The following is a 19,342-nucleotide window of genomic DNA, read 5'->3' as shown; positions in this document are numbered from 1 at the left end:
CCCTCGGCTCGACGGCCATCAGAGCAAAGCCCGCCACAACTGGGAAGGGCCCGCGCAGAAGAAATCTGACTGTCTGTCAGAAAACTCTTGTACTGGTCCCGCGCCTACTGCAACCTGTTCTCGTTCCAGAGAGCCTGTCTGACGGGAGGACGGCAATGGGTGGTACGGAACACCTCACCGTGCAGCGCGAAGGCGCCACACTGGTACTCACGCTCAACAGGCCCGAGGCCAAGAACGCGCTCTCGCTGCCGATGCTCGTCGGTCTGTACGACGGCTGGATCGAGGCCGACGAGGACGACGCGATCCGCTCGATCGTGCTCACCGGTGCGGGGGACGCCTTCTGCGCCGGCATGGACCTCAAGGCGCTGGCGGGGCGGGGCATGGAGGGCCAGCAGTACCGGGACCGGCTGAAGGCCGACCCCGATCTGCACTGGAAGGCGATGCTGCGCCACCACCGCCCCCGCAAACCGGTGATCGCCGCCGTCGAGGGTCACTGTGTCGCGGGCGGTACCGAGATCCTCCAGGGCACCGACATCCGGGTCGCGGGGGAGTCGGCGACCTTCGGGCTCTTCGAGGTCAAGCGCGGGCTGTTCCCCATCGGCGGCTCCACGGTCCGCCTGCAACGCCAGATCCCACGCACGCACGCCCTCGAGATGCTCCTCACGGGGCGTCCGTACTCGGCCCGCGAGGCCGCCGGGATCGGCCTGGTCGGACACGTCGTGCCCGACGGGACAGCGCGGCAGAAGGCCCTCGAGATCGCCGAACTGATCAACGCCTGCGGTCCGCTGGCCGTCGAGGCGGTGAAGGCGTCCGTGTACGAGACGGCCGAGATGACGGAGACGGAGGGCCTCGCGGCCGAGCTGACCCGCGGCTGGCCGATCTTCGACACCGCCGACGCGAAGGAAGGCTCCCGAGCCTTCACCGAGAAACGCCCACCCGTCTATCGGCGCGCGTGACGTCCGGGGTCGTGACGGTGCGCGGGGCCGTGGCGGGCGTGATCCTCGCCCTCCCCCCGACGGAGTCGTGACGCGCACGATCCCCCTCCCCTAAGGAGACAACCGGGATGCCCGAAGTCCTCAAAGCCCCCCTCGTCGTCGAGTTCCCCTTCACCCGGTCGCTCGGCCCCGTCCAGAGCGCGTTTCTCACCGGGCTGCGTGAGCGTGTCGTCCTGGGTGTGAAGACCGCCGACGGCCGGACGCTCGTCCCGCCCGTCGAGTACGACCCCGTCACCGCGGAGGACCTGGGCGAACTCGTCGAGGTCGCCCCCACCGGCACCGTCACCACCTGGGCCTGGAACCACGAACCCCGTCGGGGCCAACCCCTCGACACCCCCTTCGCCTGGGTCCTGGTCCGGCTCGACGGCGCGGACACCGCCCTCCTGCACGCCCTGGACGCGCCCGGCCCCGAGGCCGTACGCGCCGGTATGCGCGTGCGGGTCCGCTGGGCGGCGCAGCGCACCGGCGCCATCACCGACATCGCCTGCTTCGAGCCGTACGACGGAGACCGCCCGCGGATCGCGGGCCACGACGGGCGGTTCGAGGACATGGTCACCGGCATCGTCGCTCCCGCGCGCCTCGACTACGTCTACTCGCCCGGCCGCGCCCAGTCCGCCTACATCAACAGCCTCTCCTCGCGCCGCACCGTGGGTGAGCGCTGCCCGTCCTGCCGCAAGGTGTACGTCCCGCCGAGGGGCGCGTGCCCCACCTGCGGTGTCGTCACGTCGGAGCAGGTGGAGGTGGGCCCGCGCGGCACCGTGACCACGTACTGCATCGTCAACATCAAGGCCAGGAACCTTGACATCGAAGTGCCGTACGTCTACGCGCACATCGCCCTCGACGGCGCCGACCTCGCGTTGCACGGCCGGATCGGCGGCATCCCCTACGACCAGGTGCGCATGGGGCTGCGGGTGGAGCCGGTGTGGACGGAGGGCGGCCGCTATCCCGACCACTACCGGCCCACCGGCGAACCGGACGCCGACTACGACACGTACAAGGAGCTGTTGTAGATGCCGCCCATCAGGGACATCGCCGTCGTCGCCTTCGCGCAGAGCGACCATCTGCGCACCACCGACGAGCTCTCCGAGGTGGAGATGCTCATCCCGGTCCTGCACGCCGTCCTCGACCAGACCGGGCTGAAGACCAGCGACATCGGTTTCACCTGCTCCGGTTCGAGCGACTACCTGGCGGGCCGCGCCTTCTCCTTCACCATGGCCCTCGACGGGGTGGGCGCCTGGCCGCCGATCTCCGAGTCGCACGTGGAGATGGACGGTGCCTGGGCGCTGTACGAGGCGTGGACGAAACTGCTCACCGGGGACGCCGACACCGCGCTCGTGTACGGGTACGGGAAGTCGTCACCCGGATCCGTACGGGATGTTCTGACCCGGCAGCTCGACCCGTACTACGTCGCGCCCCTGTGGCCCGACTCCGTCGCCCTCGCGGCCCTCCAGGCGCAGGCGCTCATCGACGCGGGCGAGACCGACGAGCCGGCGCTGGCGGGGGTGGCGTCCCGCAGCCGCGCTTTCGCCGCCACCAACTCCCATGCGCAGCTGCGGGGTTCGGTGGCCCAGGGCGAGTACCTCGTACGGCCCCTGCGCGTCGGCGACTGTCCGCCCGTCGGCGACGGTGCCGCCGCCGTGATCCTCGCGGCGGGGGAGCGGGCCCGCGAGCTGTGCGAGCGGCCCGCCTGGATCCGGGGCATCGACCACCGCATCGAGGCGCACGGCCTCGGCGTGCGCGACCTGACGGACTCGCCGTCGACCCGCCTCGCCGCCGAGCGGGCCGGAGCCTTCGAACGGCCCGTCGACACCGCCGAGTTGCACGCACCGTTCACCTCCCAGGAGGTGGTCCTGCGCAAGGCGCTGCGGCTCGGCGAGGAGGTGCGCGTCAACCCGTCGGGCGGCGCCCTCGCCGCCAACCCGATCATGGCCGCCGGGCTCATCCGTATCGGTGAGGCCGCCGCCCGTGTCCACCGGGGCGAGTCCGACCGGGCGCTCGCCCACGCCACCTCCGGGCCCTGCCTCCAACAGAACCTGGTCGCCGTACTCGAAGGGGATCCGCGATGAGCAAGGAGCCCGTGGCCGTCGTAGGCATCGGCCAGACCAAGCACGTGGCGGCCCGACGGGACGTGTCCCTCGCCGGACTCGTCCGTGAGGCCGCCGGGCGGGCGCTCGCCGACGCCGAGTTGACGTGGGCCGACATCGACGCCGTGGTCATCGGCAAGGCGCCCGACTTCTTCGAGGGCGTCATGATGCCCGAGCTGTACCTCGCCGACGCGCTCGGCGCGGTCGGCAAGCCGATGCTGCGGGTGCACACGGCGGGTTCCGTCGGCGGCTCCACGGCCCTGGTCGCCACGAACCTGATCGCGGGCCGCGTCCACGGCACCGTCCTGACCCTGGCCTACGAGAAGCAGTCCGAGTCGAACGCCATGTGGGGCCTGTCCCTGCCGATCCCCTTCCAGCAGCCGCTGCTGGCCGGGGCGGGCGGCTTCTTCGCACCGCACGTACGGGCGTACATGCGGCGCACCGGCGCGCCCGACACCGTCGGCTCGCTGGTCGCGTACAAGGACCGGCGCAACGCGCTGAAGAACCCGTACGCCCATCTCCACGAGCACGACATCACGCTGGAGAAGGTGCAGGCCTCGCCCATGCTGTGGGACCCGATCCGCTACTCGGAGACCTGCCCGTCCTCGGACGGCGCCTGCGCGATGATCCTCACCGACCGGGCGGGGGCGGCCCGCTCGTCGAGGCCGCCCGCCTGGCTGCACGGCGGCGCGATGCGCAGCGAGCCGACCCTGTTCGCGGGCAAGGACTGTGTGTCGCCGCAGGCGGGCAAGGACTGCGCGGCCGATGTGTACCGGCAGGCGGGCATCGCGGACCCGCGCCGTGACATCGACGCCGTGGAGATGTACGTGCCCTTCTCCTGGTACGAGCCCATGTGGCTGGAGAACCTCGGTTTCGCCGAGGAGGGCGAGGGCTGGAAGCTCACCGAATCCGGTGTGACGGAGCTTGACGGGGACCTGCCCGTCAACATGTCGGGCGGCGTCCTCTCCACCAATCCGATCGGCGCTTCCGGCATGATCCGCTTCGCCGAAGCGGCACTTCAGGTGCGCGGTCAGGCGGGAGAACACCAGGTGGAAGGGGCTCGCAGGGTGCTGGGACACGCCTATGGAGGGGGATCCCAGTTCTTCTCGATGTGGCTGGTCGGGGCCGAGCCACCCACCTCCTGAAAGCGTCCCCCTCACGTGGCCTGTCCGCCGCCGGAACCGATCGCTAGGCTGGCGGCGGACGACGAACCGGGAGGAGCACGGACGTGGCCGAGAGCACCATCGAGCAGCACCCGCTGGCGGGGTGGGACAAGCCTGAGCTGGACCTCAGCAACGCCGAATGGCAGTCCAGCAGCCAAGGGCGGGGAGACGTCCAGATCGCTTTTGTCGAGGGTTTCATCGCGATGCGCAACAGTGGCCGCCCCGCGAGCCCTTCCTTGATCTTCACACCGGCCGAGTGGGGCGCGTTCGTGTCGGGCGCCCGCGAGGGAGAGTTCGACCTGACCTGAGCCGACCTGACCCGTTCTGACGTCGAGACGACGAGCCGACGCCCCGTACGAGGAGGCGATACGCGACGTGGGTCCCGTCCAGGGGCCGGTGCCCGAGCCGGGGTCCGGTCCCAGGACGAGGCTTCCTCCTGAGGGGGCGGGCGATCCGTGAACGGCACGGCGGCCCCGAGCGACCGAACGGCGTGGCGGCCCCGACCGGCTGAATGACACGGCGGCCTCGAACGGCTAATGGGTGCATGGGTACCTATCATTAGCGTCATGGCGGACTCGATCGACGCGGACACCCGGCTCGCCCTGGACCTCGCCCTCACCATCCGGTACGACGGACAGGGCGGAGTGGCCGACGACCTGACGGAACCCGGTGGACTCACCACCTGGGTGCGCGGGCACGCCGACCTGCTGCCCGGAGCCGACGCCTTCCTCGCCGACGCCACCGCGCTCGCCGCCGTACGCGACCTGCGCGCCGCGGTCCGCGCCCTGTTCGCCCGCGCCGTGCGCCCCGGCGACCCCAGCCCGGCCGACGCCGCCCGGCTGCTGCCCGTACCGCAGGCCGTGCTGCGCTTGAACGCAGCCGCCGCCCTCGCGCCGACCGTCCCCGTCCTCATCTGGGACGACGGCGCCGAACCCGTCGTACGCCGGCAAGCCGTGGGCGGCACCGCACCCCTCCCGGCACTGCTCGCCCGCGCCGCCCTCGCCTTCCTCGCGAGCCCGGACCGGTCGCGGCTGCACGCCTGCCACGCGCCGCGCTGCGTGCGCTACTTCATCAAGGAACACCCGCGACAGGAGTGGTGCAAACCCTCGTGCGGGAACCGTGCACGTGTCGCCCGCCATCACGAACGGCACAGGAAATCCCCGCAGGCCGTAGGGGATTGACCGAAGAATCCGGTCGGTCGGCCGAAGCCCGCACCGGTAGCGGCGCAAAGGGCTCCCCACGAGGCGCTACGAGCGTACTCTGAGGTCCCTGGAGGTCACGGTACGCATCCGCTCCCCGCGTGGACCGCACCACCGTGGCCAGGGGGTGGATCATGGGACAGCGCGCTGCACGCAGCAGAAGGACTCTCTTTGAACGGGAGGGTGAACTCGCCGCGGCCGACGAGGCGTTGAACGAGCTGACCGGTCTGCGCGAGGACGGAACCGAAGCATCCGAGCGGCCCCGCGGCGCGCTCCTCGCCTTCGCCGGACGTGCCGGAATCGGCAAGACCACGCTCCTCGCCGAGGTACGGCGGCGCGCCGCGGCCCAGGGCTGCACCGTCCTGTCCGCGCGCGGCGGCGACCAGGAACAGGGCGTCGCCTTCCACGTCGCCCGCCAGCTCCTGCAACCGCAGCTCGCCGGGCTCGCGGAGGCGGAACTCCGCACTCAGCTGGGGAGTTGGTACGCGATCGTCGGCCCCGCGCTCGGCCTGTGTGCCCCGTCCGAGGGAGCCCCGCCCGACCAGCAGGGTCTGCGCGACGGCCTCGACTGGGTACTTACCCACCTCGCGGTGCAGCGCGCCCCGATGGTGCTCGTCCTCGACGACGCGCACTGGGCCGACCCCGAGTCACTGAGCTGGCTCGCCGCCTTCGCGCCGCGCGTCGAGGAACTCCCGCTGCTGCTCGCCGTCGCCTACCGGCCCGACGAACTCCCCGACCACGCCGAGGCGTTCAGGGGCCTTCCCGGACGCGCGGGCCAGCGCCCCCTCGACCTCGAACCGCTCAGCGCCGCCGCCGTCGCCGGACTCGTCCGCGAGGACCTCGGCACCCAGGCCGACGACGTGTTCTGCCGTGAGTGCTGGGCGGTCACCGCGGGCAACCCCTTCGAGGCGGTGGAGCTGACCGCGAAGGTCCGCGACCGCGGGCTGGTCCCGACCGAGGAGGGGGCGCACCTGCTGCGCGACCTCGCCGCCGCCGTCAAGGGCAGCGGCCTGATCGCCCGCCTCGAACGCCTCGGCGCCTCCACCGTGCGCTTCGCCTGGGCCTGCGCCGTCCTCGGCACCGAGATCCCGCCGACCCTGGCAGCCGCCGTGGCCGGCCTCGGCACCGAGGAGGCCGCCGACGCCGCGGACGCCCTGCGCGGCGCCCGTATCCTCGCCGGCGCCGACACCCTGGAGTTCGTCCACCCCCTCATCGCCACCGCCGTCTACCGCGCCATCCCCGGCGCCGTCCGCGTGGCCCTGCACGGCCAAGCCGCCTGGTGCGTCATCAACGAAGGGCTCGGTCCCTCCGCCGCGGCCCGCCACCTCATGGAGACCCACCCCGAGGGCGACAACTGGGTCGTCCAGCAGCTGCGCGCCGCCGCCCGCGAGACCCAGCGCGCCGGAGCCCCCGACACCGCCCGCCGCTACCTCGCCCGCGCCCTGCGTGAACCGCCGCCCCTCAAGGAACGGGCCGCGGTCCTCCACGAACTGGGCTGCGCCTCCCTGCTCACCGAACCGGCGACCACCGTCAACCACCTCCGGGCCGCCCTGGAAGAACCCATCACCGACCCGGAGCTGCGCCACAACATCGTCTACCGGCTGTCCCAGGTCCTCGCCCACAGCGACCGGCTCGCCGAGGCCTCCGAGACGCTGGCCCGTGAGATCCGCGTGACCGGCGACGCCCGGGTGCGGCTGCGCATGCAGTCCGAACAGTTCATGTGGGACGCCTTCCGCGCCGACGAACCCGACTCCCCGGCCCGCTCCCGCCGCCTGGCCCGCCTCGCCGACCGGCTCACCGGCCGCGACCTCACCGAGCGCTATGTCATCGGCCTGCGCGCCTGGGACGCCACCCTGCGCGGCGAGCCCGCCCACGTCGCGCTCCACCACGCCGAACGCGCCCTCGCCGGAGGGATCCGCTGGGCCGAGGCCGACCGCGGCTTCGAGGTACCCGTCCTGGTCGCCCTCACCTTCATGTACGCCGACCGCCCGGGCCGCACCGAGGAACTGTTCGCCGCCGGGATCGCCGACTTCGAGTCCCAGGGCTGGCACGGCGCCCACCTCTCCTTCGGCTACACCCTCCTCGGATACGTCCGCTACCGCCGCGGCCGGCTCGCCGAGGCCGAGGACTTCGCACGCGCCGGCCTCAGGCTCGCCGAACGCGTCGGCGCCGGAACCCCCGTCCACTGGTACGCCGTCGGCGTCATCATCGAGATCCTGCTCGCCCGCGGTCGCGTCACCGAGGCCGCCCAGATCGGCGAGGACCACGCGTTCGGCGCGCCCTTCCCGGCCGCCGTCACCTTCCCCGACGTCCAGACCGTGCACGGCGAACTGCTGCTCGCCCGCGGCCTCACCAAGGAAGCCGCCGCCGAGCTCGAAGCGGCCGGACGCCGCCTGGATCCGCGCGGCATGCGCAACCCCTCCTGGTGCCCCTGGCAGCTCCACCTCGCCCGCGCCGAACGGCACGACGCGCCGGAACGCGCCGTCGCCACGGCACTCGAAGCGGTGCACCGCGCCCGCCAGTTCGGCGCCCCCTCGGCCGTCGGACAGGCGCTGCGGGCCGCCGCCGACGTCTCCTCCGGCTCGACCCGCGTCAAGCTCCTCGAAGAGTCCGTCAGCCATCTGGAGCGCTCCCCGGCCGCCTACGAACTGGCCTGTGCGCTGGTCGCCCTGGGCACCGAACTGCGCCGCTCGGGCGCTCCCAAGGAAGCCGCCGAACACCTGTACCGGGGACTGGACGCGGCCATGCAGTGCGGCGCCGACGGCCTCGGCGACGAGGCCCGTGTCGAACTGGCCGCCGCCGGACTGCGCCCGCGCCGCCTGCACAGCACCGAGACGGACACCCTCACCGCCCGTGAACGCGCGGCCGCCGCGCTCACCGCCCGGGGCCGCACCACGACCGAGGTCGCCGAGGAGCTGGGGACCGAGGAGCCGGCCGTCGTCCGCCTGCTCTCGGCGGTCTACCGGAAGGTGGGCACGGACCGTACGGGACTGGCGGCGGCGCTGGGCCAGCAAACGGTCCGGTAGCCATGCGCGACGGCCCCGCCCACCCTCCACAACCGGTCCGGCCGCCATCGGCAACCGGTCTGGCCGCCCTCCACAACCGGTCTGGCCGCCATCGGCGACCGGTCTGGCCACCCTCCACAACCGGTCTGGCCGCCACCGGCGACCGGTCCGGTCACCGTCCACAACCGGGTCCGGCCATCCTCCACAACCGGGTTCGGCAACCGTGCGCAGCCGGGTTCGGCAACCGTGCACAGCGGGGTCCGGCGGCCACGCACAGCCGGGTCCGGCGGCCACGCGCGGGGGACGCCCCCGAGGCCCGGTTCGCGCCCGGGCACGTACCATTGCGGCATGTCCTTCCTCCGCCGCCGCAGCGCCACGCCCGCCGGGCCCGAATTCGACGTTCTGGCCATGGATCCGGGTGACTGGCCGGGCAATCTCGGTGCCGGTCTGCTGCCCGCCCCCGACGGCAGCTGCCAGGGTGTCTTCCTGCGCTACGACCTGTTCGGCGGCCGTGGCCCCGCGATGATCATCGGCAATCTGCCCGAGGGCTCCCCGGCCCGCGAGGTCGCCGAGGACGAGATCCCCTTCGAGGTGGCCCAGCTGCTGCTCGCGCTGGAGAACGACGAGGAGGTCACCGTCACCGGGACCGAGGACATCCCGGTGATGCAGGGTGACGGCCTCCTCATCGTGCGCCGTCTCAAGCTCTCCGAGACCCGCATCTCCTGCGTGCAGTTCGACCGCAGCGACAACGTCCTGGTGACCATCGCCGCCTGGGACCGTCCCATCACCGACGACCTGTACGCCCTGCTCAAGCCGCTGCCCCCGGAGCTTTTCCAGCAGGGCTGAGGCCCCGGCGCCGCGTTCAGGCGGCCGGCTGCCACCCGAGTGCCGGACCGAGCCGGGTGGCGATGTCGGTGAGGATCTGCACGTAGTCCTCGTGCCCGAAGGTGAACGGCAGCGCGAACGCGACCTCGTCGACCTCCCGGAACGCGGCGTGGGCGTACAGCCGTTCGGCGATCTCCTCGGAGGTGCCGACGAGATCGGGCGCGAACATCATCCGGGCCGGGCCCTGCGGGGCCGCGGTGCGAGGAGTGCGTTTCAGGGCGTACTCCTCGTACTTCTCGCGCTGCTCGGGTGAGGCGCTGTCGGTGGGGATGACGACAAGGCCCTGGGAGACCCGGGCACGGTCGCCCTCGGGGTGGTGGGCGCGGAACGTCCGGATGTGCGACCGCTGGATCTCGGCGAAGTCCTCGGACCCCTCTGCCTTGACGACACTGCTGGTCAGCAGATTCATCCCGTGCTCGCCCGCCCACTGCGCGGAGCGCAGGCTGCCGCCCCCGTACCACATGCGCCGGCCCAGTCCCGCGGCGTGCGGCTGGACGCGGTCGGAGAACACCTCGAAGCCTTCGACGCCACTGAAGTCGGTCGCCGATGTGCCGCGCACGAAGTCCAGCAGTCGTTCCACGCGGGCGTAGCTGAAGTCCTCGATGTCGCCGGTGTCGGGGTAGAGGGCCTGCTTGACCTGGTCGTAGTGCATCGGCGGGCCGACGCTGACGCCCGGGTTGAGGCGGCCCCCGGACAGGATGTCGACCGTGGCGAGGTCCTCGGCCAGCCGCAGCGGGTTCTCCCATCCCACCGGGATGACCGCCGTCCCCAGCTCGATCCGGCTGGTGCGCTGCGAGGCCGCCGCCAGCACGGCCACGGGGGAGGAGATCCCGTACTGGAGATGACGGTGTCGCAGCCACGCGCTGTCGAATCCGAGCCGCTCACCGAGTTCGATGATTTCCAGCGTCGACTCGTGACCACGCCGCGGGTCGGCCTCGTCGAACAGCCCGATGGTCAAGAAGCCCAGCTTCCGCAAGGGGCGTGAGGGCAGTGGCACGGGGCTCCTCCAACGTTCGCGACGATCTCTGTTGAACAGATGATCTCTGTTGAACAGTCGAACGTCAGCGCCGCGGCGGCTATGCCCGGGGTGGCAGGCGGTTGCCGCGCTTCCGCCCCGACGTCCGAGGAGTCCGCCGGGTGGCGCGGTTGCGACATGTCCCATCCGCGCCACCGGGAAACGGTGACATCGCGTCCGGCGGCAGCGGATTCTGTGCAGCACCCGAATGAAGATCTCCGCACGCGCACAACCGTGCACGGAAGGGTGCTGATCAGATGAGACGCATCCGCCTCGCGGCGGTGATATCGGCCGGCCTGGCGCTGACCGCCGGCGGCATGCCATCGGCGGCCGGCGCGGCTGGTGTGTCCAGTACGGCCGGGACGACCACGACGACCACGACACCAACGGCAGCCACGGCTGCCTCGGTGGGAGGCTCGCCCGGCGGAAGCGCCACCGTGCGGCTGATCACCGGCGACCGTGTGACCGTCACGACGGACGGTGACGGCAAGCGGATCGCCGCCGTCGAGCCCGGCAGCGGCAGGCGCGGCATTCTGTTCCGTACCGTCGAACAGGACGGCGACCTGACGGTGCTGCCCTCCGACGCCCAGGACCTGGTCTCCGCCGGGCGCCTGGACCGGCAGCTGTTCAACGTCAGCGCACTCATCAAACAGAAGTACGACGCGGCGCACACCGACACGCTCCCCCTGATCATCGGCAGGCCGGACGGTGTCCCGGCCTCCGCGGTGCGCAGGCTCACCACGCTGACCGAGGGCGACGCGCCCGCCCGCACGCTGGACAGCATCGACGCGCAGGCGGTTCGGATCCCCGACGGCGACCTGGACCGGTTCTGGAAACAACTCGCCCCCGCCCCGAACAGGGTGAGCGCCGCGGGCGTGGCCGCCACGCCCAGGATCTGGCTGGACGGCCGGGTGGACGCCGCCCTCGACCGCAGCACCGCGCAGATCAACGCCCCGGCGGTCTGGAAGGCCGGGTACGACGGCAGGTCCGTCAAGGTGGCGGTCCTCGACACCGGTGTCGACCAGACCCACCCGGACCTGGCCGGACGCATCAGCGAGGCGAAGGACTTCTCCGGCAGCTCCGGCACCGGTGACGCCTTCGGCCACGGCACCCACGTCGCCTCCACGGTCGGCGGCACCGGCGCGGCGTCCGGCGGCCTCCGCAAGGGGGTGGCCCCGGGCGCCGACCTGCTGATCGGCAAGGTCCTGGGGGACGACGGCTCCGGAACCGAGTCGCAGGTCATCGACGGCATGGAGTGGGCCGCCGCCGAGGGCGCCAAGGTCGTCAACATGAGCCTGGGCTCGGACGAGGTGAGCGACGGCACCGACCCGATGAGCCTCGCCGTCGACGAACTCAGCAGCTCCAGCGGCGCCCTGTTCGTGGTGGCGGCCGGCAACAGCGGAGAGCAGGGCCAGGAAACCGTCGGCTCACCCGGCGCCGCGGACAGCGCACTGACCGTGGGCGCGGTGGACCGGGACGACTCACTCGCCCCGTTCTCCAGCCGCGGTCCGCGCCACGGCGACCGCGTGGTCAAGCCCGACATCACCGCGCCGGGCGTGGGCATCGTGGCGGCACGCGCGGCGGGCACCACCATGGGTGACCCGGTGGACCAGTACTACGTGGCGGCATCCGGTACGTCGATGGCCACTCCGCATGTCACGGGCGCCGCCGCGCTGCTCGCCCAGGCGCATCCGACCTGGAGCGGACAGCAGCTCAAGGACGCGCTCATCAGCACGGCGCACACCGTCGAGGGACAGCAGGTGACCGAGGAGGGCGGCGGCCGCGTCGACGTGGCCGCGGCGGCTCTCGGACCGGTCACCGCCACCGGGAGTGTGGCCCTGGGGCCCTACGGGACCGGTGGCGACGACAACGGCGCCCCGCGCACGGCCGCCGTCCGCTACACCAACACCTCGGACAAGGAAGTCACCCTGGCCCTCGCCGCCCACCTGGCGACCAGCGGCGGCCGGGACCTCACGACCGGTGCGCTGCGACTCGGCTCCGACACGGTGCGGATCGCCGCCGGCGCCACGGTGGACGTGCCGCTGACGGTGGACCCCTCCCTGGCCGGCCGGGGCGACTACTACGGTTATGTCACCGCCGCCACGACCGACGGCGCGGTCAAGGTCCACACCACGGTCAGCATCGTGGTGCACGGGCCCGTCCACAAGCTCACCGTCACCACCTATGACCACGAGGGCAAGCGCGTCCAGGCACTGCCCACCATCTGGGGCCCGGACGGATTCGTCGGCTACGTCAGCACCGAGCCGGCCGTCGCCGAAGTCGAGGAAGGCACCTACCAACTCGACTACTCCAGCCTGGACACGGCCGACGACGGACAGGAACTGCGCCAGGTCGTCCTGCCGGAGGTGAAGGTCACCAAGGACATGGCGGTCACCCTGGACGCGCGCAATACCACCCAGGTCGACATCCGCACGCCCCGGCCCGCCGAACAGCGCGGCATCCTCAACTACCAGACGTACCGGAAGATCGACGGACACAGCCTCCTCCAGGGCACGATGTACTTCGACCTCGCCAAGCGGCTCTACGTCAGCCCCACCACGGCCGTCACCGACGGCACCTTCGAGTTCGCCTCGCGCTGGCAGCTGGTCGCCCCGCTGATCGAGGCGAAAGTCTCAGGCAGTGACCTCGCCCTGAACCCGTACTACATGCCGAGTTCACCGCTGTTCGACGCCGGCGGCGCCACCTTGACCGCCGTGGACGCGGGCACGTTCGACAATCCCGAGTTCAGCCGGGCCCGCGGCAAACTCGCGATCGTCCGCAACGAAGAGGGCACGAACGAAAGAGAGTTGGCCCGGCAGGCGGCCGCCGCGGGTGTACGCGGACTGCTGATGACCCACTTCAGCGACATCGGCTGGACGCGCTGGAGCCCGGACGGCGAACGCAACGCCGTGCCGACCGTCCGCATCGGCAAGGCGGCGGGCGCCGCCCTGCTCGACCGGCTGAAGAAGCACCCGGGCACCACCATCAGATTCACCGGAACGGCGAAGAGCCCGTACCTCTACGACGTCATGCAGACGTCGTCCCAACAGATACCCCGGCAGGTGGTGTACACGGTCTCCGAGCGCAACAGCGCGGTGCTGCGGACCACCTACGCCGACAACGGAGGAGCACCCTGGGCCAGTGAGCAGCGGTTCGCCTGGCGCCCGTACCAGGACACCGCCTGGCTGCAGTACACCCGCTACGTGCCGACGGGCTTCGTCCGCACCGAGTACGTCAGCGCGAACGACACGACCTGGCAGCACCTGGTGCATCACACCACCACGTTCGACGTCGACATGCCGCTGGCCGTGGGCATGAAGGACGAGCCCCGCACCTACCGGGCGGGCCAACGGCCGGCAGAGCGCTGGCAGGGGGCAGTGGTGCGCCCCTCGATCCCCCGGGGCACCACGACGCCCTCGGTACGGACCGGAGACGTACTGGCCCTGCGCATCCCGGAGTTCACCGACTCCACGGCGGGTCACTGGTCACGGCTGCTCGCCGGTGGCGGCGGCGGGGTGGGCGGACTGGCCACGGCGGCCGACGCGCCGGGCGGTGACACGGCAGCCGCGGCACTCTACCGCGACGGGGTGAAGGTCGCCGACGCCGGCAGCGCCTGGACCGATGTCGAGGTCTCCCCGGGCGCGGCCGACTACCGGCTGGACCTGACGACCTCGCGCGTGGACGACGAGTGGGCGTTCGCCGCCCGTACGGACACCTCCTGGTCCTTCCGCTCCGCGACCACGGCCATGGCGACACCGCTGTCCCTGCTGCAACTCGACTACGACGTACCGGTCGATGCGCACAACGCGGTGGGAGCCGGGCGGACGCACACCATCGGCCTGGCCGTGCGCGCCCAGGACGGGCAGCCCGCCCCGCGTGGAGTGTCCCTGCGCGTGGAGGTGTCCTACGACGACGGCAGGCACTGGGGCGGTGCGGCGGTCCAGAACCGCGGGCACAACGCCTTCCGGGCCACCATCACCAGGCCCTCCGGCCATGGCGACGCGTATGTGACCTTGCGGGTCACGGCGAGGGACCGGCTCGGCGACACTGTCCGACAGACGGTGCAACGCGCCTACCTGCAACGGGGGTAGACACGGCTGCGCCCAGCGCGCACGGCGGGTGCACGGCGGAGTGACGCTGCCGTGCACCCGCCGCCCGTCCACACGGATGCAGTACGGTGTTCAACGGTTGGACGGGGTGGGACCAAGGAGAGCGCCGTGACGCTGGAAGCCGCCGGGGTCACCGATGCCGAGGAGTCCGCCTACCGGATCCTGGTGACGATGAGCAACGCCTCGGCGCGCGAATTCGCGATGCGCTCGGGTGCCACCATCGCGGACGCCGCACAGACCCTCGAGGCGCTCACGGCCAGGGGACTGGCCAGTCACACCGACGGATCACCACGGCTCTACCGGGCCACGCCACCCGATGTGGCCCTCATGCCCCGGCTCAGACGCAACGCCGACGCCCTCGACCAGGCCCGCGCCACGGCCACCGCCCTGCTGGCGACCTACCGGGACACCATGCGCCGGCGCGACGCAGGCGAGCTCATCGAGGTGATCACCGGGGCGGACGCGCTGCGCCAGCACCTCCGCCGCATCCAGGCGGACACCCAGGACGAGATGCTGTGGTTCTGCAAGGCCCAGTACGTCGCCATGCCGTCGGGCAGCAACGAGGCGGAGTTCGACGCCCTGGCCCGCGGGGTGCGCTATCGGGTCCTCTACGAGAAGGCGTTCTTCGACGACGAGGGAGCCGTGGACAACGTTATCGAGGGCGTACGGGCGGGTGAGGTCGCCCGCGCGGTACCCCATCTGCCCCTGCGGCTCGCCGTGTCCGACCGTGCCATCGCCATCTGCCCCCTCGTACCCGGTGGTCCGCACGGCAGCCCCGAGGAACCCACCACGGCCCTGGTGCGCGACAGCAGCCTCCTCGCCGCGCTCATCGCACTCTTCGAACGCTACTGGGACGACGCCGTACCCCTGCACGTCGACGACACCGGAACGGTCAGCGGCACCGACGGGACATCCGGCGCCGACTCCCTCTCCACCACGGACCGACGGCTGCTCTCCCTGCTCGTCGCAGGCGTCACGGACAAGGCGATCGCTTCGCAACTGGGCCTGAGCAGGCGTACGGTCCAACGTCATATCCAGCAACTGATGACGTTCGCCGGGGCAGCCACCCGTATGCAACTGGCCTGGCAGGCCGCTCGCCGGGACTGGGTGTAGCGGAGACGGGCCCGGCGCCCGTCTCCGGGCAGCACGCCCGCCACCGACACCGGGGGCGGGGGCCGGGGGCGCTGTCCGCGGCCCGGCCCCCGCCCCTCGGCACCTATGCGCGCGAGCGCGTCAGGTTCACGTCCGCCGCCCGCACGAACGCCACCCGGTGGCCGAACTGGATCTCGTAGTACATGTCCTTGCCGATCACGACCCTGTGCGGGGCCGTGTCGAACGTCGGCGCGTAGAAGTACTCGCCCGGCACCTTGTCACCGACCGCGTACTTCTGGCCTGCCAGGATCTTGTACGGCAGCGCTGAGACGGCCTGGACGGGCACGCCCGCGGGGTACGCAGCCGCTTCCGGGTAGGCACGCCCGTACACGGGGATGTCCGTGACGCCGGCCTTGGGGGTCACGACCTGACCCGAGGCGTTCACCGCCGTCGGCCGGCTCTGAGGGTTCTTGAACCAGGCCTTCTGGCCCAGGTACCAGATCGCCGTCCAGTCGCCGTCACGGTCCGCGACCGCGTACCGCTGTCCGGTGGAGACCCGTGAACCCACGTCGTTCACGTCGATCGTCGAGTCGTCGCCCTTGGGACGCAGCCCGATGTCCTTGATCAGGGGCGAGGTCTCGTCCGGCCGGGAGTAGAGCCGCACCTCGCTGGAACCGTGCGCCGCGCAGGGCTCGCCGCTGGTGACACAGCCCGTGTATGGGGGCTGGTTCTCCGCGAAGTCCGGCAGGACGGTGACCAGACCGCCACTTGTCCTCGTCTTCGCCTTCGTCGCACCCTGGAAGGGGTGGCCGAGCAGCGTGAAGTAGTGCTGCCAGTCCCAGTAGGGGCCCGGGTCCGTGTGCATGCCGGGGATGGTCGACGTCGTCGGGCCCGGCACATTGTCGTGGCCCAGGATGTGCTGCCGGTCCAGCGGCACGCGGTACTTCTCGGCGAGGTAGGTCACCAGCCGCGCCGAGGCCCGGTACATCTCCTCCGTGTACCAGGCGTCCGGCGAGGCGAGGAATCCCTCGTGCTCCAGGCCGATCGACTTGGCGTTGATGTACCAGTTGCCCGCGTGCCAGGCCACGTCCTTCGCCTTCACATGCTGGGCGATATGACCGTCGGTCGAGCGCAGGGTGTAGTTCCACGACACATAGGTCGGGTCCTGGACCAGCTTCAGAACGCCGTCCCAGCTGCCCTCCGTGTCATGGATGACGATGTACTTGATGCTCTGCGACGTGGGCCGGTCACCGAGGTCGTGGTTGCCGTAGTCACCGTCGCCGAACTGCGCGTACGGGGCCGGAATCCACTCGCAGGACACGGTCGTGGGGCACTGAGTGTCCTTGGCGGAGACGGTACGCAGCCCGACCCGCCGCAGCTGCGCGGTGTCGGGGCGCAGTCCGGGCCGGGCGGCGAGCGCGACCTGCTGACCGGCGTCCGTGGTGCGCTCCTCGCCCGCGCGGATCACTCCGTAGACGTCATTGGCGTACGTCGCCGCGGTCGCGGTGTCGTCCGCGCCGGAGAAGCGCGCCACCGCGCCGTACCAGTCGGCCGCGTCGTCGCTCAGCGGCTCGCCGAAGTCCTTCTGCGCGGCGGCCAGGAGCGCGGCCCCGCCCGCAACGTTCGCGGCTGCGTCCGTGCGCAACCGCTCCTCGGGCAGGCCGGTGAGCCGGGCAGCCTTCGTCAACGTCTTGAGCCGAGGCGGGAGTTGAGAGTTCTGCGGCACCTTGGTGGTGGGCAGCAGGGTCGCGCGCGAGCCGTCGCCGCGGGCGTCCTCCGTGCCCTCACTGTGGTGCGGTGCCTCCGCGATCGCCGTCCGCGCGTCGGTGAGGTGCATGGGGCCGTAGCCGCCGCTGACGCTCGGCGCGCCTGCGTGCGTGTCCCAGCGGGACTGGAGGTAGGAGACGCCGAGCAGGACGCTCAGCGGCACGTGGTACTCGGCGGCGGCGCCGGCGAAGGCCCGCTGGAGTCCGGCGGAGGACGCCTGCGCGGTGCTGTTCGACGGTGCCGCGCCGAGCAGCGGCAGCAACATCGCCGCCGAGGCGACGGCGCCCGCGGTACGGCGCGCGCGTCTGTGCCTGGCGGTGGCCTCGGGGTCGATGAAGGATCCTCGCAATGCAGCCTCCTGGGACGGTCGAGCGCGGTGGGGCGTGCGGGCCGAACGTGGGTCAGTGGTATCGGCTCTCCGACGATCCGTCAATCATGCCCAGGAACAGGCGGTTTCCCATGCCAGCGAGGGACGAACGGGTTTTCGTGGCGGCAGCGGGACGGCCTGCAAGGCGTCAGTGGAGTGGACCGGTGGCGCGAACGGGTGAACACGCCCCGGAAGGGATACCGGCGGGGAAGCGCCGCTCGCCGTACATCGGCGCCCCGGCAGTGCCCCCGCATGGCGAAGGCCCGCGGTGCGCCGCCGTTCAGGCGCACCGCGGGCCTTCGTCCCCGTCAACGAGTGCCGACCGCCGCTCGAACGGCCCGACGGGCCATCTGGCAGTCGTCGTGCAGCCGCCGCAGCAGCAGCCGCTGTTCCTCGCCGGACGGCGCAGCACCCGGATGGGCCGGTCCCGGTGCCGCCGGGGTCGCGTCGTGCATCGAACGCTGCACGGCCGTCTCGTACGTACGGATCTCCCGGGTCAGTACGAGCATCAGGTTCACCAGGAAGGCGTCGCGCGCAGCGGGACCGGCGGACTGCGCGAGCTGGCTGATCTGGCGGCGCGCCACGGGAGCGTCACCGAGGACGGCCCACAGCGTCGCCAGGTCGTAGCCCGGCAGGTACCAGCCCGCGTGCTCCCAGTCCACCAGCACTGGACCGGCCGGTGAGAGCAGGATGTTCGACAGCAACGCGTCCCCGTGACAGAACTGGCCCATGCCCTGACGGCCCGCCGAGTGCGCGATGCCGTGCACCAGCTTCTGCAGGTCGCCCATGTCTCGGTCCGTGAGCAGACCCAGCTCATGGAAACGGGAGATCCGCTCCGCGTAGTCCAGCGGGGCGTCGAAAGTCCCCGCCGGCGGCCGCCATGCGTTCAGGCGGCAGATCGCACCCAGTGCCGCCCGGATGTCCGCGCGGGGCGGCGCCTCCGCCGGGTGCCGCTGCAGCGCGGCCACCCGCCCCGGCATCCGCTCGATCACGAGGGTGCAGTTGTCCGGGTCCGCCGCGATCAGCCGGGGCACCCGGACCGGCGGCCGATGCCGCACGAACGATCGGTATGCCGCTATTTCGTGCCTGATCCGCTCCGTCCAGATCGAGGAGTGGTCCAGTAAGCACTTGGCGACCGCCGTGCTGCGCCCCGTCGTGCCGACGAGGAGCACGGAGCGCCCGCTGCGGCGCAGTACCTGGACCGGAGCGAACTCCGGACAGATCCGGTGCACCGACGCGATCGCCGTGCGCAGCTGCGCGCCCTGGGGGCCGGACAAGTCGATTCTCCCGCTGAGCGGTTGGGTGCCGAGCCCCGGAACGCGCCGCGTCCTGCCGGCGCCGAGCACGGGGGCCGCCGGTCGAGCGGGGTCGAGGTAGGGGCCGCTGCCCGCCGCCGGGCGGGGGTGAAGCGACCGGGGCGGAGCGGACACGGAGGACGATGCTGTGTACATGGGCGAAACAGATCCCTTCGTGTGCCTGCAAGTTGCTGCGCTACCCGCCCCGGCCGCCCTGGTACACCCTGGGGGAATGTCCCTCGGCAACCGGGTCGGGGTGGCGCTTTCCTACCTGACACCGGATGCCCAGTGGCAGACCATCTGGCGCACCCTGGCGAACCCTGGCGAATAGTCGCTCAGCAACTGACAGAGGGTTACTGTCAACTC

At 71.7% G+C, this 19,342-nt stretch carries 13 protein-coding genes; 10 read left to right on the top strand and 3 right to left on the bottom strand.

Translation table 11 applies throughout. The features are described 5' to 3' along the window. Window positions 1–155 precede the first annotated feature (155 nt). The 8 genes from ACZ7M2_RS39325 to ACZ7M2_RS39290 all read left to right on the top strand — a co-directional run bounded on the left by ACZ7M2_RS39325 (window position 156) and on the right by ACZ7M2_RS39290 (window position 9,292). Window positions 156–956 carry a crotonase/enoyl-CoA hydratase family protein gene (locus ACZ7M2_RS39325; RefSeq protein ID WP_054232934.1) on the top strand — a complete coding sequence of 267 codons (801 nt, stop codon included), beginning with the start codon at window positions 156–158 and terminating at the stop codon, window positions 954–956. Window positions 957–1,063: 107 nt separating this feature from the next. Next, window positions 1,064–2,005, top strand: a complete 942-nt coding sequence (locus ACZ7M2_RS39320; RefSeq protein WP_471599357.1) for a Zn-ribbon domain-containing OB-fold protein — start codon at window positions 1,064–1,066, stop codon at window positions 2,003–2,005. Further along, on the top strand, window positions 2,006–3,061 hold the full coding sequence (locus ACZ7M2_RS39315) for a thiolase domain-containing protein (RefSeq protein WP_471599356.1): 1,056 nt from the start codon (window positions 2,006–2,008) through the stop codon (window positions 3,059–3,061). Next, window positions 3,058–4,224, top strand: a complete 1,167-nt coding sequence (locus tag ACZ7M2_RS39310; protein WP_471599355.1) for a thiolase domain-containing protein — start codon at window positions 3,058–3,060, stop codon at window positions 4,222–4,224. The genes ACZ7M2_RS39315 and ACZ7M2_RS39310 overlap by 4 nt, the downstream gene beginning before the upstream one ends. An 83-nt stretch (window positions 4,225–4,307) precedes the next feature. Continuing rightward, window positions 4,308–4,550: a DUF397 domain-containing protein gene (locus ACZ7M2_RS39305; RefSeq protein ID WP_075025824.1), complete on the top strand. Its 243-nt coding sequence runs from the start codon at window positions 4,308–4,310 to the stop codon at window positions 4,548–4,550. A 258-nt stretch (window positions 4,551–4,808) separates the two neighbouring features. Then, window positions 4,809–5,423 (top strand): CGNR zinc finger domain-containing protein, encoded by a 615-nt coding sequence (locus ACZ7M2_RS39300; protein ID WP_471599354.1) that lies wholly within the window; start codon window positions 4,809–4,811, stop codon window positions 5,421–5,423. A gap of 152 nt (window positions 5,424–5,575) precedes the next feature. Further along, entirely contained in the window at window positions 5,576–8,467 is a 2,892-nt protein-coding gene (locus tag ACZ7M2_RS39295) for an ATP-binding protein (RefSeq protein ID WP_471599353.1), read from the top strand. A gap of 327 nt (window positions 8,468–8,794) precedes the next feature. Next, window positions 8,795–9,292: a hypothetical protein gene (locus tag ACZ7M2_RS39290; protein ID WP_352051924.1), complete on the top strand. Its 498-nt coding sequence runs from the start codon at window positions 8,795–8,797 to the stop codon at window positions 9,290–9,292. A gap of 16 nt (window positions 9,293–9,308) precedes the next feature. Here ACZ7M2_RS39290 and ACZ7M2_RS39285 read toward each other — a convergent pair whose 3' ends face one another. Then, window positions 9,309–10,328 (bottom strand): LLM class flavin-dependent oxidoreductase, encoded by a 1,020-nt coding sequence (locus ACZ7M2_RS39285; RefSeq protein WP_471599352.1) that lies wholly within the window; start codon window positions 10,326–10,328, stop codon window positions 9,309–9,311. Between the two features lie 275 nt (window positions 10,329–10,603). On the opposite strand from ACZ7M2_RS39285, the gene ACZ7M2_RS39280 reads away from it, so the two are divergent. After that, complete coding sequence (locus ACZ7M2_RS39280; RefSeq protein ID WP_471599351.1) at window positions 10,604–14,437, top strand: S8 family peptidase; 3,834 nt, start codon at window positions 10,604–10,606, stop codon at window positions 14,435–14,437. Window positions 14,438–14,563: 126 nt separating this feature from the next. Then, entirely contained in the window at window positions 14,564–15,568 is a 1,005-nt protein-coding gene (locus ACZ7M2_RS39275; RefSeq protein WP_471599350.1) for a helix-turn-helix domain-containing protein, read from the top strand. A gap of 103 nt (window positions 15,569–15,671) precedes the next feature. On the opposite strand, the gene ACZ7M2_RS39270 is transcribed toward ACZ7M2_RS39275, so the two are convergent. Together ACZ7M2_RS39270 and ACZ7M2_RS39265 are read right to left on the bottom strand one after the other, a co-directional pair. Next, the gene (locus ACZ7M2_RS39270) at window positions 15,672–17,663 is read right to left on the bottom strand and encodes an N-acetylmuramoyl-L-alanine amidase (RefSeq protein WP_471599349.1); all 1,992 of its coding nucleotides are present in this window, start codon (window positions 17,661–17,663) and stop codon (window positions 15,672–15,674) included. Window positions 17,664–17,989: 326 nt separating this feature from the next. Continuing rightward, entirely contained in the window at window positions 17,990–19,132 is a 1,143-nt protein-coding gene (locus ACZ7M2_RS39265) for an aminoglycoside phosphotransferase family protein (RefSeq protein ID WP_471599348.1), read from the bottom strand. Window positions 19,133–19,342 lie beyond the last annotated feature (210 nt).

The sequence above is a fragment of the Streptomyces sp. NPDC111507 genome (genome assembly GCF_055638955.1).
This window is presented reverse-complemented; position numbering and strand designations above follow the sequence as displayed.

What these genes read in the sequence shown, in the direction of transcription:
- ACZ7M2_RS39325 (WP_054232934.1), top strand. Translation starts at nt 156, where the DNA reads ATGGGTGGTACGGAACACCTCACCGTGCAGCGCGAAGGCGCCACACTG.
- ACZ7M2_RS39320 (WP_471599357.1), top strand. Translation starts at nt 1,064, where the DNA reads ATGCCCGAAGTCCTCAAAGCCCCCCTCGTCGTCGAGTTCCCCTTCACC.
- ACZ7M2_RS39315 (WP_471599356.1), top strand. Translation starts at nt 2,006, where the DNA reads ATGCCGCCCATCAGGGACATCGCCGTCGTCGCCTTCGCGCAGAGCGAC.
- ACZ7M2_RS39310 (WP_471599355.1), top strand. Translation starts at nt 3,058, where the DNA reads ATGAGCAAGGAGCCCGTGGCCGTCGTAGGCATCGGCCAGACCAAGCAC.
- ACZ7M2_RS39300 (WP_471599354.1), top strand. Translation starts at nt 4,809, where the DNA reads ATGGCGGACTCGATCGACGCGGACACCCGGCTCGCCCTGGACCTCGCC.
- ACZ7M2_RS39295 (WP_471599353.1), top strand. Translation starts at nt 5,576, where the DNA reads ATGGGACAGCGCGCTGCACGCAGCAGAAGGACTCTCTTTGAACGGGAG.
- ACZ7M2_RS39290 (WP_352051924.1), top strand. Translation starts at nt 8,795, where the DNA reads ATGTCCTTCCTCCGCCGCCGCAGCGCCACGCCCGCCGGGCCCGAATTC.
- ACZ7M2_RS39280 (WP_471599351.1), top strand. Translation starts at nt 10,604, where the DNA reads ATGAGACGCATCCGCCTCGCGGCGGTGATATCGGCCGGCCTGGCGCTG.
- ACZ7M2_RS39265 (WP_471599348.1), bottom strand. Translation starts at nt 19,132, where the DNA reads ATGTACACAGCATCGTCCTCCGTGTCCGCTCCGCCCCGGTCGCTTCAC.